This is a genomic window from Variovorax sp. AC194, assembly GCF_979257995.1.
This window is the reverse complement of record NZ_OZ409823.1, coordinates 2,823,176-2,838,839: the sequence shown is the minus strand read 5'-3', so window position 1 is coordinate 2,838,839 and position 15,664 is coordinate 2,823,176. Positions and strand designations below refer to the sequence as shown.

Below are 15,664 nucleotides of genomic sequence, written 5' to 3'. Positions count from 1 at the left end.
CTGGGCGCTGGACGGGTGCTGACGTACCATTCCGGACACCTTGACCCCTGCACCGACCCCCGCCACCCCTGCTGCCCTCGTGGACAGCGCAGAAGCCATCGCGCGGGACGTGTCCGCCGTCGGCCGCATCAGCGCGGTGCCCTCGCTGCTGAAGATCATCTGCCAGAACACCGGCATGGGCTTCGCCGCCGTGGCCCGCGTGACCGATGGCACCTGGACCGCCTGCGCGGTGGAAGACACCATCCAGTTCGGCCTGAAGCCCGGCGGCCAACTCGAGGTGGGAACCACGCTCTGCAAGGAATCGCGCGCCGTGCGGCTGCCAGTGGTCATCGACCACGCGAGCACCGACCCCACCTACCGCGACCACCACACGCCCCGGCTCTACAACATCGAGAGCTACATCTCGGTGCCCATCGTCTACACCAACGGCGACTACTTCGGCAACCTGTGCGCCATCGACCCCCGGCCGGCGAACGTGTCCGACCCGCGCACCGTGGCGATGTTCACCGCCTTCGCCGACCTGATCGCGCGCCAGCTGGAGAACGAAGCCCACCGGGAGCGCGCCGAAGTCGCGCTGCAGTCCGAGCGCGCCACGGCCGAGCTGCGCGAGCAGTTCATCGCCGTGCTGGGCCACGACCTGCGCAACCCGTTGTCCGCGGTCGGCGCGGCGGCCGAGCTGCTGATCCGCCGCCAGGCCGAGCCGGACCTCGTGAAGCTCGGCACGCGGCTCAAATCGAGCACGCGCCGCATGTCCGGCCTCATCGACGACGTGCTCGACTTCGCGCGCGTGCGGCTGGGCTCGGGCATGGGCCTGGCGATCCGCGACGCCGATTTCCTCGCCTCGGGGCTGAAGGAGGTGATCGACGAGGCGCGCGCGTCCAACCCGCACCTGGACATCCGCGACGAGTTGTCGATCAACCGCGTGGTGCGCTGCGACCCGCCGCGCATCCAGCAGGTGCTGTCCAACCTGATCGGCAACGCGGTGACGCACGGCGGGCCGCACGACCCCATCGTCGTTCGCGCCGCGCTCGAAGACGACCGGCTCGTGCTGTCGGTGAGCAACGGCGGCGTCCCCATTCCGCCGGACGACCTGCCGAAGATCTTCCAGCCCTACTGGCGCCCCGCGAACAGCAAGCCCGGCGGCGGGCTGGGGCTGGGCCTGTACATCTGCGCGGAAATCGTCTCTGCCCATGGCGGCACGCTGGAAGTCACCTCGTCGGCGGCGGAGGGCACCTGCTTCGTGGCGGTCCTTCCCGTCGGCTGATTTCATCTTTCCAAAAGGGCAGGCAATGCACAGGACCGGCATGGCGGTCGTCCCCGCCGCGGACTTCACGCGCGGCGAACTCACGGCGCTCTGGAACCAGGCCTACGAGGGTTATTTCGTGCCGGTGCGCTTCGACGAGCCGCTGTTCGCGCGGCACCTGCGGCGTGCGGTGGTGGACCTCGCGCTGTCGCGGGTGATCGTGGCCGATGGCACCGCCTGCGGCATCTCGCTCGCCGGGCGGCGCGGACAGCGCGGCTACCTCGCGGGCTTCGGCATCGCGGGCACGCACCGGCGGCAGGGGCTGGCGCGGCTGCTTCTGGCGGCGCAGGCCGAGGCGTGGTCGAAGGCGGGGCTGCATCGCGTCTTTCTCGAAGTCATCGAACAGAACCCGGCACGAGTGCTCTACGGTCAGGCGGGCTTCGATGAACTGCGCACGCTCGACGTGCTGGAAGGCAGTTTCGAGGCGCGCGGCGCCATCGCGGCAAGGCAGCTGGACCACGCCGACCTCGCGGCCGTGCACACGGCGTGTGCAGCCCTGTCCCGCCCCACATGGCGCCGCGAACTGCCGACCGTGCTGGACGCCATCGACAACGAAAGCGCCGTCGCGCTCGGCGTGACGCGTGGCACCGCGCTCGTCGCGTATGCCGTCGTTGCGCCCGCCGGCAACGCCCTGCTCGACGCAGCGGCCCTCGACGAAGCCGCAGCCCACGACCTGCTCGACGCCCTCGCGGCCACCCGCCCCGGCACCCGCTGGCGGCTGGTGGACGAGCCGACCGGCAGCCCGCTCTTCCATGCAGCCACCGCGCGCGGCGCGACGGCTGTCATCCGCCAGATCGACATGGCGTTGACAATCGAGCCGGTCGACGTCCAGCCCTCTCCATGAAATCCCGCCACAAACAGCCTGCCACCTCCTCCACTCCGTTCATCCGCGTCGGCCCCAGCGGCGTGCACGGCCTGGGCGCCTTCGCCACGCGCGACCTGCCGGCGCAGGCCTTCCTCGGCCTCTACGAAGGCCGCCGCTATTCGAAGCAGGAAATCGCCACCAAGGTCTGGAACGACCAGCTCACGTACCTCTTCACGCTGTCGAACCACGAGACCATCGACGGCGCCAAGGGCGGCAACGGCACGCGCCACCTGAACCACGCCTGCGAGCCGAATTGCGAGGCCGTCGAGGAGTACGACGACGCCGGCGAGCTGGTGCTGAAGTTCCAGACGCTGGTGGCCGTGGATGCGGGCGACGAGCTGTTCATCGACTATTCGCTGACGGCGGACGACGGCTCGCCGCCCTCGAAGTACCCCTGCCATTGCGGCTCGCCGAACTGCCGCGGGACGATGCTGGCGCCCGTAGAGAACGCGGAAACCGCGTCTGAGCCGGACGGCCCGGTGACGGCAAAGGGCGCCGCGGCGACGCTCAGCGACCTGCCCTGGTGAAGCTGAGGCGCAAGGCGCTCAGGGCGATTCGCTCCTGAGGCCGCGCAACTGCTCCTCGGCGCGATCGAGCTCCGCGCGCAGCGTGCGGATTTCCTGCTCCAGCTTCTCGATACGCGCCGCGCGGCCTTGCGCAGGTACGGGCGGCACGAGCGCCACGCAGCGCGCCTGCAGCGCGGCCAGTTCGTCGCCCAGCTCGCGCCGGCGCAGCATCTGGCCGCGGGAGCGGGCGAGCGCCATGTCGCGCTCGAGCACCGCTTCCTGCGCCTTGCAATCGGCCGCGTCCACCGGCACGGGTGGCGCCGTCTGTGCGAAGGCGGGCATGGCCAGGGCCCATGCAAGGGGCAGGAAGCAGGGTTTGAAGCGCATGCCGCGAAGGTACCCGAAACACCCCGCGTCGGGGGCGCCCGGCCCTATGCCGTGCGGGCCATGCACCGGGTCTCGATCGATCGGTGCGCTGCGAAATGCGCTGTCGATTCCTGTGATTCAGGCCGGCAGGTAGCGCGCCTGCCATCGGCTGGCCAGCTGCTGCGCCCGGTGCAGCGGCATGCGCGCCGCTTCGAAATCGACCACGCAGGCGAAATCGGCCGCTTCGGGCCGCGCGGGGCTCTCGCTGCTGCGGCCATCGGTCAGCAGCCACAGCCAGCGCTGGCGTGCCGCGCTGTGCGCAAGCAGTTGGTCGGCGCGCTGGACGCCGAGCGCAAGCGGCGTGCCGCCGCCGGCTGCGATGGGCGCCACCCAGTCGTCGTTCCACGCGCTCGCGCGGCGCGGGGGCAGGCGCAGCTCGACCACATCGCCGGCGAAGCACAAGAGCGCGACGTGATCGCGCCGCTGGTAGGCCTCTTCCATCAGCGACAGCAGCAGGCCCTTGGCGCGCGCGAGGTTGCCGTCGCTGCGCATCGAGGCCGAGCAGTCGAGCAGGAAGCAATGCAGCGCCCCGCTGCGCGCCTGCAACGGGCGGCGGCGCAGGTGTTCCGCGCGCAGCGTGTCGGCGCCCCGCGCCGCGAAGGTGCGCGGCCAGTCGAGCGCGGCGCCCGGCGATGCGGCGCCGTGCCATGCGTCCCTTTGTTTGCCTTGCCTCCAGTCGCCCTGACGTGCGCCAGCGGGTGCGGCGTCCCGGAGGCTCAGGCTTTTTTTGGGGCGGCCTGCGGTGCGGTTTGCGAAGGGATCAGCGGGCGCAGTGGCTTGACGCGTTCGATGCCGACGGGTTCGGGGGGCATGGCGCCCCAGTCCTGATCGCCTGCGTTGTTCTGGCCTGCGCCGTTCTTATCCGCCGCGGGCTGAGGGGCCTGCCTCGCAGGTGCTTGCGCGGGGGCCGCGCCTTCGGCTTCAGGCTTGCGACGGTGCAAGAGCACGGCTTCGGCCACGCGCTGCACATGATCGGCGGTGATCGCCGCCGCGCCCTCCCACGCCGCGAGCGCGCGCGCCGAGCGCAGCATCACGAGGTCGGCGCGCAAGCCGTCGACCTGCGCGGCGATGCACAGCGCGCCGACCGCTTCGTGTACTTCATCGCCATACGGCAGTGCCGATGCGTCCGCCACGACGGCGCGAGCCCTGGCGAGCCCCTCGGCCAGTTCGGCTTCGGCCTGCGCGTGCTTCGCGCGAAAGCCCTGCGGATCGGCATCGAACGCGAGCCGCGCGCGCACGATGGCCTGGCGCTCGGCCGCGTCCTCGATGTTGCGCAACTGCACGCACAGGCCGAAGCGGTCGAGCAGCTGCGGGCGCAGCGTGCCCTCCTCCGGGTTCATCGTGCCGACCAGCACGAAGCGCGCCGCATGCCGGTGCGAGATGCCGTCGCGCTCGACCACATTGACGCTGCTCGCGGCCGCATCGAGCAGCGAATCGATCAGCGCATCGGGCAGCAGGTTGATTTCGTCCACGTACAGCACGCCGCCGTGCGCGCGTGCCAGCAGCCCGGGCGCGAACTTGAGCGCATGGCCCGCGAGCGCCTGCCCGAGATCGAGCGTGCCCACGAGGCTTTCGAGGCTCGCGCCCAGCGGCAGCGTGACGAAGGGCGCGCCCGGCAGCAGCTCGGCCAGCGCGCGCGCGGCCGTGGTCTTGGCCGTGCCGCGCGGACCTTCGATCAGCACGCCGCCCAGGCCCGGATCGACCGCGGCCAGCAGCAGCGCCTGGCGCAACTGCGGCTGGCCCGCGATCGCGGCGAAGGGAAAGGGCACCGGCATGGGCGCGGCAGTGGTCATGGGAGCGTTCCTTCCATCTGCTGCTCGTGGTCGAGCAGCAGGTTTTCGAGTTGGGCCTGATAGTCGCCGGGCGACTGCCAGAGGCCGCGCTGCATGGCTTCGAGCAGGCGGCTCAACATGTCGTGCAGCGCGCGCGGATTGTGTTCATTGACGAAGTCGCGCGTGGCGGCATCGAGCACGTAGGCATCGGCCACCATCGCGTACTGATGGTCGCCGACCACGCGCGCGGTGGCGTCGAAGCCGAAGAGGTAGTCCACCGTCGCGGCCATCTCGAAGGCGCCCTTGTAGCCGTGGCGCTTGACGCCATCGATCCACTTGGGGTTGACCACGCGCGCGCGGATCACGCGGCTGATTTCTTCCTTCAGCGTGCGCACGCGCGGCGCCTGCGGGTTGCCGTGGTCGCCGTGGTACATCGCGGGTTGTTGGCCGCTCAGGTGGCGCACGGCGGCGGCCATGCCGCCCTGGAACTGGTAGTAGTCGTTGGAGTCGAGCAGGTCGTGTTCGCGGCTGTCCTGGTTCTGCAGCACGACGTTCATCGCGCGCAGGCGCCGCACCAGCGCATCGGCCGCGGGCACGCCGTCGCTGCCCTGGCCGTAGGCGTGGGCGCTGCCGCCGACGTAGGCACTGGAGAGGTCGTCGTCGGTCTGCCAGTCGCCGTGGTCGAAGAGCGGCTGCAAGCCCGAGCCGTAGCTGCCCGGCGCGGAGCCGAACACGCGCCAGCCGGCTTGCGTGCGCGCGTCTTCGGCGGTCGCGCCTTCTGCTTCGAGCGCGGCGGCTTCGCGCAGGATGCGCGCGCGGATCGGGTTGCGCTCGGCGTCTTCGTCTTCCTGCGATGCGACGGCCTGCACCGCGGCGTCGAACATCTGCACCGCGTTGGGAAAGGCATCGCGAAAGAACCCCGAGATGCGCAGCGTCACGTCGATGCGCGGACGCCCGAGGCCGACCGTGGGCAGCACCTCGAAGTCGACCACGCGCTGGCTGCCCGGCGCCCACTTGGGCCGCACGCCGATCAGCGCGAAGGCCTGCGCGAGATCGTCGCCGCCGGTGCGCATCGTGGCCGTGCCCCAGACCGAAAGGCCCAGCGCCACGGGGTAGTCGCCGTGCTCCTGCAGGTGGCGCTCGACCAGCTGCGCGGCGGACTTGAGGCCGAGCATCCAGGCGGTGGGCGTGGGGATGGCGCGCGTATCGACCGCGTAGAAGTTGCGGCCGGTGGGCAGCACGTCGGGCCGGCCGCGCGAAGGCGAACCGCTCGGGCCCGGAGGCACGAAGCGGCCTTGCAGCGCGCGTGAAAGCTGATGCAGTTCCTGCGTGCCGCAAGCGTCCAGTGCGGGCGCAAGGCTTCGCTCGATGCGGCCCATCACGGCCGCTGTGTGCGGCATGTCGGGCGGGCAGGCGTTTGCTTCCAGCAACTGCTGCGCCAGCAACTCCAGCCGCTCGCGCGTGTCGCCGTGATGCCGCCACGCATCAGCGCTCACCGATTGCAGCAACGCCGGACGCGCGCCCTGCCACGGTTTGGCCGCGTCGATGTCCAGCGGGTCGAAGGCTTCGCCCGGCAGCAGGTCTTGCGCCAGCGCGCCCAACAGCCCGGCGTTCGCACCCGTGCCATCGGCGGACGGATAGCGCGCGAGCGCGAGCAGCGTGTCGCGCCGCAGCCGCGCCTCGGGCGACGCGCCGAACACATGCAGCCCGTCGCGGATCTGCGTTTCCTTGAGCTCGCACAGATACGCATCGACGCGCGCGAGCACCGCATCGTCTTGCGCGCCCGGCATGCCCAGCTCCTCGACCAGGTGCTGCGCCCGCACGGCCGCGAGGATCTGCGCGCGCAGCACCTTGGCGCGGCGCGCGTCGACCAGCAGCGCGTCGTAGTACTCGTCGACCTGGCGCTCCAGGTCCTGCAGCGGGCCGTGGTTCTCGGCGCGCGTGAGCGGCGGCATCAGGTGGTCGACGATCACCGCCTGCGTGCGGCGCTTGGCCTGCGCGCCCTCGCCCGGGTCGTTGACGATGAAGGGGTAGACGTTGGGCAGCGGCCCGAGGATCGCGTCGGGCCAGCAGGTCTGCGCGAGCGCGATGCTCTTGCCCGGCAGCCATTCGAGGTTGCCGTGCTTGCCCACGTGCACGACCGCGTCGATCGCGAACACGTCGCGCAGCCAGAAATAGAACGCGAGGTAGCTGTGCGGCGGCACGAGTTCGGCGTCGTGGTAGCTCCCGTAATCCCCCGCGCCCAAGTTGCCGAGTGCGCGTGCGGGCTGGATGCCGACGAACACGCGGCCCAGCCGCAGGCCGGCGATCATGAAGCGGCCTTGCCGCAGCATCGGGTCCTGCTCGGGTGTGCCCCAGCGCGCGTCGATGGCTTCGGCCATGCCTTCGGGCAGGGCCGCGAGCCGCGCGCGGTAGTCGGCGAGCGCGTAGCTCTGCCAGGCGGGGCGCGCGGACCATTGGGCCGGATCGTTCGCGATGCCCTGCTGCAGCGTCCGCATCAGCGCATCGCCATCGGCCGGAATCGCATCGCCGAGCACGTAGCCCTCGGCCTGCATCGCACGAAGAATGGCGATCACCGAGGCCGGCGTGTCGAGCCCCACGCCGCTGCCGATGCGGCCTTCGCTGCCGGGGTAGTTCGCGAGGATCAGCGCGACGCGCTTGTCAGCCGCAGGAAGGCTGCGCAATCTGCACCAGCGCCGCGCCAGCTCGGCGACGAAGGCGATGCGGTCCGGCTCGGGCTGGTAGCTCACCACCTCGGTCTGCGTGAGTTCGCAGCGGTGCGACAAACCCTTGAAGCTCACGGCGCGCGTGATGATGCGGCCGTCCATCTCGGGCAAGGCGATCTGCATCGCGATGTCGCGCGGGCGCAGGCCCTGCCTGTCGGCCAGCCAGTCTTCGCGGTTGCCGCCGCTCACGATCACCTGCAGCACCGGGGCATCGCCAGCCAATGCAATGGCCTCGCCCGCGTCGTCCTGCGCGCCCTGCCCGAGCGCGGCGAAGGCGGTGGTGTTGAGCACGAGCTGCACGTCGTGTTCGCTGCAAAGGCCCCGGAATGCGGAGAGGCACAGCGGGTCTTTGAGCGAATCGAGCGCGACCGGCAGCGGGTTCAATCCTTCGGCATGCAGCGCGGCCGCGAGCGCATCGAACGCCGCCGTGTTGCCCGACAGCAGGTGCGAGCGGTAGAACACCAGCGCCACCACCGGCGCATCCGCGTGCCACCCGGCGCGCAGGTCGTCGATGCCGGCGACGGTGTGTGCCGCATCGATGCCGCGCGGCACATGCAGCGCGACCTGCGGCAGGCTGCGCGGCGGCAGCGGCGCCTCGCCATGGCCGAGGCCGTGGAAGGCCACCGCGCGCAGGAACTGCATCGCATTGCCCGCGCCGCCCGCGCGCGTGTACTGCCAGAGCTGGCGGCTCACCGCGCGCGGCACGGTGCTGCGCGCGAGCAGGTCTTCGTCTTCCTGCAGGTCGCCCGAGAACATTGCGAGCTGCTGGCCCTTGCGTTTGGCGAGCTTTTCGAGCTGCTGCAGCCCGTAGGCCCAGGCCGATTCGGCACCCAGGTGATCGACCACCACCACGCGCGCGTGCTGCAGCACCTCATCGACGTACAGGTCGAGCGAGGCGGGCTGCCGCAGGTACATGAGGTTGGCCAGCCGCAGCGACGGGTAGCCGGGATCGGTGGCCGCCAGCGCGGTGCGCGCGGCGGCCAGCAGCGCGAGCGTGGTGTCGGCCGAACTGAGCACCACGATGTCGCCCGGCGTCTGGTCGAGCCGGGTGACGACGCTGTCGTCTTCGACGAAGCGTCCGGGCTGGGTGCTCAGCAGGTGCATGCGGTCAGGCCGTCAGGCGGGCACGGCGGCCACGCCTTCGAGCGCCTTGCGCAGTGCCGCTTCGTCCAGGTCTTCGCCGATGAACACGAGGCGCGTGCGCTGCGCCTCGTCGTCGCGCCAGCGGCGGTCGAAGTGGTGGTCGAAGCGGCGGCCCACGCCCTGCACCAGCAAACGCATCGGCTTGCCCGGAATCGCGACGAAGCCCTTCACGCGGTAGATGGTGTGCTGCTCGACCAGCGCGGCGAGCGCGGCCAGGAGAACGTCGCGGTCCACCGGCGGCAGCTCGATCACGAGCGAGTCGAACTCGTCGTGGTCGTGGTCTTCTTCGTGGTCGTGGTGGCTCTCGCGCAGGTGGATCGTGGTCTCGGCCGCGCGGCCCTGGCCCAGCAGCAGCGCGAGCGGCAGCTTGCCTTCGCTCGCGGCGACGATCTTCACCTCGGGCGGCAGCTCTTCGCGCACCAGCGCCTCGACCTGCGCGCGCATGGCGTCGTCCATCAGGTCGGTCTTGTTGAGCACCACGAGATCGGCGGCCGAGAGCTGGTCTTCGAAGAGCTCGTGCAGCGGCGATTCATGGTCCAGGTTGGGGTCGGCGCGGCGCGCTTCGTCGACGGCTTCGGGGTTCTGGGCGAACTGGCCCGAGGCGGCGGCCGGGCCGTCGACCACGGTGACCACCGAATCGACGGTGAAGATGTTGGCGATGTCCGGCCACTGGAAGGCCTGCACCAGCGGCTTGGGCAGCGCCAGGCCCGAGGTCTCGATGATCACCGCGTCGATGTCGCCGCGGCGCTCGGCCAGCTGCAGCATCACGGGCAGGAACTCTTCCTGCACGGTGCAGCACACGCAGCCGTTGGCCAGCTCGTACAGCGCGCCTTCGCGCTCGTTGCCTTCGTCGTCGCAGCCGATGCCGCAGCCGCGGAGGATCTCGCCGTCGATGCCGAGCTCGCCGAACTCGTTGACGATCACCGCGATGCGGCGGCCCTCGGCGTTCCCGAGGATGTGGCGCAGCAGCGTGGTCTTGCCGCTGCCGAGGAAGCCGGTGACGATGGTGACGGGAATCTTGGCGTTGCTCTGTGTCATGGAATGGAGGTTTTCAGGCGCCGGAGCGCGAAGAGAAGGGGCGGCACGCTACGGCCCGCCGCAAGCGGACTGCGGCGCGCGTGCGATGGATTCGGCTCAGACGCCGCCGTACAGGCGGCGCTCGACGAAGACGGTGCCTTGCAGTCGGCGCCAGCCCTTGGCCGCGGCCAGCACGCCCAGGTCGACCAGCGGCTCGACCAGCACGACGGTCATGTAGGCCGCGCCGAAGCTGGCGATCTGGCCGAGGTTCTCCAGGCCCGTGCCGCGTCCGTAGAGCGCCCAGAAGCCGACCCACACCACGATGCCGCCCTGGTAGGCCACCGACAGCTTGAAGGCCTGCTGGTAGCTCAGGTCCACATAGGCCACGTTCTCGGGAATGATGCGCCGCGCAAGCGCCGCCGTCGCGAACAGGGGCACCAGCAAGGTGGTGACGTTCATGCCGAACTGCGGGATGTCCTGCGGCTCGAAGAACAGGCCCTGGATGAGCAGCCCGCCCGCCAGGCCGATGGCCGCGGGCGCGAGCCCGAACACCAGCAGCAGCGTGGTGCCGAGGATCAGGTGCACCTCCGACACGCCCACCGGGTGGTGCGGCAGCACCTCGAAGAAGCAGAACACCAGCGCCACGGCGATCGCCGAGCGCAGCGCCAGGGCGGCGGGGCCGTCCTTCACGAGGGTGTCGAAGGCCACCTTGCCTGTGTAGGCCAGCGCGGCGGCTGCCGTCGCGTAGCTGAGGAAAATCTTGGATCCGTCGACGAGACCTGGTTCGATGTGCATCGAGCACCTCCTGTAGTGCACCGCAGTGCGAAAGTTGATTGTTGGTGGATGGGATGGATCACGCAAGCGCCGTCATGAACGCTGGAGCGCGCGCGACGCTCCGGACACGGCCGGCGCCCTGGGCTTGCGCCGCAGCCGCCGCCAGCCGATCACCACGCCGCTGGCCGAGGCGACCGTGCCGACGATCGACAGCAGCCACACGACGATGTCCCAGGCGGGGCGGTGGTGGATGAGCCACGGAAAATCGAGGCTGTGCGCGGCGTTGAAGAGCCAGCGGCGCAGGCGCGAATTGCTGTCGTTGCTGCCGGCGACCTGGCCGCTGGACGGGTCGATGTAGATCCAGCTGCGCGCGGCGTCGTCGAATTCGAGGCGCCAGATGGGCACGGTGCGCTCGCGGTGGTGGCCGTACCAGTGGAAGTCTTCGCGCGTCTGCAGCGTGGCCTGCGTCACGCCGGCCCCGGGGCGAAGGCGCGCGGCGGCGCGCACGATGTCGTCGCGGGCGATGGATGCGGGAGCGCCCGTGGCGGCGTCGACCACGCGCACGCGGGCCTCTGCATCGCGCAATTGCAGCAGCGGGCGGCCGTCGAACCACATCGGCAGTGCTTCGCGCGGCGCGGCGGCGCCCTCGCCTGCCGGCAGTTGCATCGGCGGCCAGGGGAAAGGCGACGACCCGGCGCCCGTGTAGCTGGCCATCGCGGTCGCGTCGCCGCGGTTGCGCTCGAACCATTTGTTGGGGTTCATCGAGAGCCATCCGCTCACGATCCAGGTCAGCACGAAGAAGCCGCCGATGAGGCCCGCGATGTGGTGCCAGGCCATCCACCCCGTGTACGGCGTGACCGCACCGTTGCGAAACCGCCGTCGCAGCCGGATGCGCAGGATGCCGATGACGATGCCCGTCACCGCCGAGACGATGCAGGCGGCCGAGAGCCACACCACCACGTCGTGCCACAGCGGCGGGTCGGCGCGCAGCGGCGTGAAGTAGATCCAGTGCGGCACGGAGCCCAGCCAGTTCCACAAGCGCTCGGCACGGTGGGTGTCGCGCGCCACTTCGCCGGTGCGCGAGGACACGTAGAGCTCGGTGCCGGCCGCGTCGCCGACCTCGACGCGGTGCAGCGGGCGCAGCGGGTCGAGGCCCTGCGGCACGGTCCACTGGTCGCGCTCCAGCGTCTCGGCCCAGCGCGCGCCGGGCTGGCCCGAGAAGTCGCGGGCGATGGCCTCGGCCCGCGCGGCATCGACCGGCCCAAGCACGCGGCCGTCGCGCGCGGACACCGCATGCCGCCCGCCGCGCGCATCGACGATGCGCCACACGGGCTGCGGATCGGCGCCGCCCTGCGTCTCCAGCGCCATGCGCCGCGGCGGCTGCGCGCGCAGCGCCTCGGGCAACGCACCGAGCGCGGCGGATGGTGCGACCACCGCCTCCTCGAAGCGCACCGGGCGAAGGCCGGCCAGGCGCTCCTCGTCCGTGAGGTTGGGATACCCCACGTACATCATCACCACGCCCGAGACGAACCACATGACGAACAGGAGGCACCCGCCGATGCCCAGCCACCGGTGCGTCCAGTAGAGCCAGTGGCGGATGCGGGGCCAGGCGCGGCGCCATGCGGAGGTCATGCGCGGACCGATCGAAAGTTCATCAGAAGTTCACCAGCGCCGACAGCTCGAACGATCGCGGCCGGCCCAGCAGCCACTGGTTGCCGCTGTTCGAGAACGACACCGGGTAGGTGCGGTTGGCCAGGTTGTAGGCCCGGAACGCGAGCTTGAGCGACGGGCTCGCCTGCCAGCTCACGCCTGCGTCGGCCACGGTGTAGGAGCCGATCTTGCGCGAGTTGGCCGCATCGACCTGGCGCGGGCCGACGTAGCGCACGCCGAACTCGGCCTCCCACTGCGGCATGAAGCGCCAGTTGAGCCAGAGGTTGGCGGCCTCCTCGGGCACGCCGGCCGGCGTGTTGCCGGCGCGCGAGATGAGCGTGCGGCCCGAGGCCTCGTTGAAGTCGTCGTAGCGCGCGCGCAGCTTGGCCACGTTGGCCTCGAGCCGGAGCGTGGAGGTGAGCGCCAGGTCGAGCGTGGCCTCGATGCCTTCGGAGGACTGCTGGCCGATCTGCTGCGTGACGGTCGGGTCGTTGGCGTCGCGCGAGAGCAGCTTTTTCTTCTCGATGCGGTAGGCGGCCACGGTCCAGGCGCCGCGGCCATCGGCCAGCTGGCGCTTGTAGCCGACCTCGACCTGCTTGCCGGTGCTGAGGTCAAAGGTGGCCTGCGAGGCCGAGGTGGTGACCAGCGAGCCCAGCGGGTCGGCCGCGCGCGCCACCTGCGCGTAGAACGACTGCGACGCATCGGGCGCGTACACCACGCCCAGGCGCCCCGTGCCGTAGACGAAGGTCTTCTGGAAGTTGTTGGCCGCGCTCTGCAGGTCGGTGCGCGCGATCTTCGCGTGGTCCCAGCGCAGGCTCCCGACCACGGACCATTGCTCGTTGAAGGCCAGCTTGTCTTCGGCGAAGAAGGCGTAGGTGCTGGTCCTGGTCTTGTAGCGCGGCGTGTAGGCCACCGGCGAGGTGTAGACGCCGGGGTTGAAGACGAAGGGGTCCACCACCGAGCGGCCGCCGTAGGGCGAGTCGTTGGTGTGCAGGAAGTCGATGCGGTTGGCGTCGAAGCCCACCAGCACCTGGTTCTTCATGCCGAAGAGCGAATGCCTGAAGGTGGCGTCGGTGCGGTTGCCGGTCTGCTCCTGGTCGTGGCCGATTTCCAGGTAATCGCCGCGCGTCACGCGGCGCGTGGTGGCGTTGTAGGTGTAGGTCTCGCTGTTGCGCCAGTGGCGCTTGCTGTCCAGGCGGTAGAGCTGATTGCGCACGGTGACGGCGTCGCTGGGCATCCACTGCGCATCGAAGCGGGTCCAGCGGTCGCGGTACTTGATCTCGGCGTCGTCGGGGTTGTAGTTCTGCTCGCGGCTGAGGCTGCTCACGCGGCCGTTGATGAGCGGCACGCCGTAGTAGCGCTGCGGCGACTGGCGGCCCTCGTCGTGCGAGAGCGTGAACTGCAGCTGCGGCGACACATCCAGCCGCACCGCGCCGCCCACGGCCAGGCTCTCGGCATCGCCGCGCACCATGAAGCCGTCGGTCTTGCGGTGGCTGATGTCGAAGCGGTAGGAGAGCATGTCGTTGATGGCGCCGCCGCTGCCGAAGGCGACCTGGCGCGTGGCGTCGGAGCCGGCGGTGACGAGCGCCTCGTTCTGGATCGGGCCGCGCGTGGGCTTCTTGGGCACCACGTTGATCGCGCCGCCGATGGCGCCCTCGCCGAACATCACCGAGGCGGCGCCGCGCAGCACCTCGATGCGGTCGACCGACCAGGTGTCGAACGGGAAGGTGACGGTGCCCGCGCCCGCGTAGAGGCGCGTGCCGTCGAACAGCTGCATCACCGAGCCGTGGCCGCTGAAGCCGCGTGCCGCCAGCGCCGTGCCGCCGTTGCCGGGGCCGGGCGAGCCGGTGATGCCGGTGGCGCGGGTGACGGCATCGATCACCGAGACGTCGCCGCGCGCGCGGATGGTGTCGCCGGTCAGCACCTCGATGCTCGCGGGGGTTTCCAACGGTGTGAGGCCCAGGCGGCTGCCGGTGTGCGAGGGCTCGTCGATGGCCAGCGGCGAGCGGCGGCTGGCCTCGACCTGCACCGGCGCGAGACCGCTGTTGCTGCGGCTGTCGCCCGCTGCCTCACCCGATTGCGCCAGGGCGCCGCCTGGCGCGAAAGCCAGGCTCAACCCCAATGAAAGACCCGAAAGGCGTGCCCATTGCAGCGGCGCGTCCGTGCGATCGCGCGCCGGCGATGCTTGACCCATGTGACTTCTCCTCGCGACCTGCGTCCCCGCAGGCTCCTGACCGAATGAGGACGTCGAGGGAGGCGGCTAGCGGGCGGGCCGGTCGCGCGAGGGGCGAAGCGGCATGCCCGGACCCGCACTCCCGCAGCGTCCGATGGCGGTTGCGAAGGCCGGTATCCGGGCTTGCGGAGCGCTTCGATGGCACTGTGCGTGCGCATCGGAGCCGAAACCCTCGCCTTCCCACGCCGAAGCGCAGTGGCTGCCGATGCCGCAGGGGGCATCGACGCGAGGTTTTCCAGATCCGCTGACCGTTGCGGGGGCAGCGCAGGAATGGATGCGTCCGTGAAGACGCAGCGCACCTGCTTCCCGTTTAACCCCCAGGCCACTGAATGGCATGCGGGGCACCTTCGAACCGTGTGGGTGGTCTTGCTAAGAAAAGCTTACAACCCGACCGGCGGAATTATAGGGAGCGGCCTCGGCGCGAGGACCGCGACCGCCGCTCGATGCGTCTCAGGCGGGTTTGCCTTCGGTGCCGAACAGCCGCCGCATCACCGCGACGCCGGCCACCAGTGCGTTCGAGTAGCTGGCGTAGGGGTCATGGGCCGCCTCCAGCGGCACGTAGACGTGGCGCTGGTCGCCGGTCGCATCTGCGCCGGTGCCGTCCACGGTTTCTTCCATCAGCACCCAATAGAACTCGCCGACCTCCAACTCGTGGACGGTCAGCGCGATGTTGCGGGGAAGGGGCATGGGGATGCGTTTCATGGCAGCGTATTTCTGTCAATGACTGGGACAACAGCGCGGTTGACAGCTTCCGGAGCTTCCGGGCTTCTCCTACAGAGCTTGCGCGGGGTGGGAACTAAGGTTGTTTCAGGCACCTTCATCAAAACCAGGAGGCAACATGAAGCACTTCACCCTTGAATCCAACATGCGGGCGAGCATCGGCGGCGCGTTCTATCCGACCGGCTATTCGATGGTGATGTTCCCGAGCGCGGAGGACGCCGACCGCATCGGCCACCGGTTGATCGAAAGCGGCGTGAGCGGCGACGAGGTCTACCTTCTTCCTGCGGCCACGGTGCTGGCGGAAATCTCGCCCACCGTGAGCGACGCCGACAACCCCCTGCCCTCCGCGGGCACCGAGGGCGCCACGGTGCGCGCCTACACCAAGCTCGCGCGCGAAGGCCACACGGGCCTCCTGATCAAGACCCAGAACGAAGAGGCGGCCAACCGCCTGATGGAACTGGTTCGTACCGTCCCTTACTCCATCGCGCAGCGCTACCGCACGCTGGTCATCGAAGACCTCTGAACGGGT

Annotated in this window: 13 protein-coding genes and 1 riboswitch; of the genes, 4 read left to right on the top strand and 9 right to left on the bottom strand. The window is 70.3% G+C overall.

Features of this window, described 5'->3' with window-relative positions; genetic code table 11:
- Positions 1 to 79 precede the first annotated feature (79 nt).
- From ACZYRS_RS13580 to ACZYRS_RS13570, 3 genes are read left to right on the top strand one after another with little or no spacing between them, the layout of a single operon-like run.
- Positions 80 to 1,264 carry a GAF domain-containing sensor histidine kinase gene (locus ACZYRS_RS13580; protein WP_463419683.1) on the top strand — a complete coding sequence of 395 codons (1,185 nt, stop codon included), beginning with the start codon at positions 80 to 82 and terminating at the stop codon, positions 1,262 to 1,264.
- A 40-nt stretch (positions 1,265 to 1,304) separates the two neighbouring features.
- On the top strand, positions 1,305 to 2,147 hold the full coding sequence (locus tag ACZYRS_RS13575; protein ID WP_463419682.1) for a GNAT family N-acetyltransferase: 843 nt from the start codon (positions 1,305 to 1,307) through the stop codon (positions 2,145 to 2,147).
- A complete protein-coding gene (locus tag ACZYRS_RS13570) occupies positions 2,144 to 2,695 on the top strand; it encodes an SET domain-containing protein (protein WP_463419681.1) in 552 nt (183 codons plus the stop codon). Before ACZYRS_RS13575 ends, ACZYRS_RS13570 begins: the two co-directional genes overlap by 4 nt.
- Positions 2,696 to 2,713: 18 nt before the next feature.
- Here the strand turns inward: ACZYRS_RS13570 and ACZYRS_RS13565 are convergent, their stop codons facing one another.
- The 9 genes from ACZYRS_RS13565 to ACZYRS_RS13525 all read right to left on the bottom strand — a co-directional run bounded on the left by ACZYRS_RS13565 (position 2,714) and on the right by ACZYRS_RS13525 (position 15,117).
- On the bottom strand, positions 2,714 to 3,016 hold the full coding sequence (locus ACZYRS_RS13565) for a DUF1090 family protein (RefSeq protein ID WP_463419680.1): 303 nt from the start codon (positions 3,014 to 3,016) through the stop codon (positions 2,714 to 2,716).
- A gap of 162 nt (positions 3,017 to 3,178) precedes the next feature.
- On the bottom strand, positions 3,179 to 3,646 hold the full coding sequence (locus ACZYRS_RS13560; RefSeq protein WP_463419679.1) for a vWA domain-containing protein: 468 nt from the start codon (positions 3,644 to 3,646) through the stop codon (positions 3,179 to 3,181).
- Positions 3,647 to 3,816: 170 nt separating this feature from the next.
- The gene (locus tag ACZYRS_RS13555; RefSeq protein WP_463419678.1) at positions 3,817 to 4,893 is read right to left on the bottom strand and encodes an ATP-binding protein; all 1,077 of its coding nucleotides are present in this window, start codon (positions 4,891 to 4,893) and stop codon (positions 3,817 to 3,819) included.
- Positions 4,890 to 8,702: a cobaltochelatase subunit CobN gene (gene cobN, locus ACZYRS_RS13550; RefSeq protein ID WP_463419677.1), complete on the bottom strand. Its 3,813-nt coding sequence runs from the start codon at positions 8,700 to 8,702 to the stop codon at positions 4,890 to 4,892. Before cobN ends, ACZYRS_RS13555 begins: the two co-directional genes overlap by 4 nt.
- Positions 8,703 to 8,714: 12 nt before the next feature.
- On the bottom strand, positions 8,715 to 9,779 hold the full coding sequence (gene cobW / locus ACZYRS_RS13545) for a cobalamin biosynthesis protein CobW (RefSeq protein ID WP_463419676.1): 1,065 nt from the start codon (positions 9,777 to 9,779) through the stop codon (positions 8,715 to 8,717).
- Between the two features lie 96 nt (positions 9,780 to 9,875).
- Complete coding sequence (locus ACZYRS_RS13540; protein WP_198784603.1) at positions 9,876 to 10,553, bottom strand: energy-coupling factor ABC transporter permease; 678 nt, start codon at positions 10,551 to 10,553, stop codon at positions 9,876 to 9,878.
- Positions 10,554 to 10,625: 72 nt separating this feature from the next.
- Positions 10,626 to 12,164 (bottom strand): PepSY domain-containing protein, encoded by a 1,539-nt coding sequence (locus tag ACZYRS_RS13535; RefSeq protein WP_463419675.1) that lies wholly within the window; start codon positions 12,162 to 12,164, stop codon positions 10,626 to 10,628.
- Positions 12,165 to 12,186: 22 nt separating this feature from the next.
- Positions 12,187 to 14,376, bottom strand: a complete 2,190-nt coding sequence (locus ACZYRS_RS13530; RefSeq protein ID WP_463419674.1) for a TonB-dependent receptor — start codon at positions 14,374 to 14,376, stop codon at positions 12,187 to 12,189.
- Between the two features lie 130 nt (positions 14,377 to 14,506).
- A riboswitch (cobalamin riboswitch) is annotated at positions 14,507 to 14,778 on the bottom strand.
- A gap of 87 nt (positions 14,779 to 14,865) precedes the next feature.
- Entirely contained in the window at positions 14,866 to 15,117 is a 252-nt protein-coding gene (locus tag ACZYRS_RS13525; RefSeq protein ID WP_463419673.1) for a hypothetical protein, read from the bottom strand.
- A gap of 136 nt (positions 15,118 to 15,253) precedes the next feature.
- On the opposite strand from ACZYRS_RS13525, the gene ACZYRS_RS13520 reads away from it, so the two are divergent.
- Complete coding sequence (locus ACZYRS_RS13520) at positions 15,254 to 15,658, top strand: hypothetical protein (protein ID WP_198784607.1); 405 nt, start codon at positions 15,254 to 15,256, stop codon at positions 15,656 to 15,658.
- Positions 15,659 to 15,664: the final 6 nt, after the last annotated feature.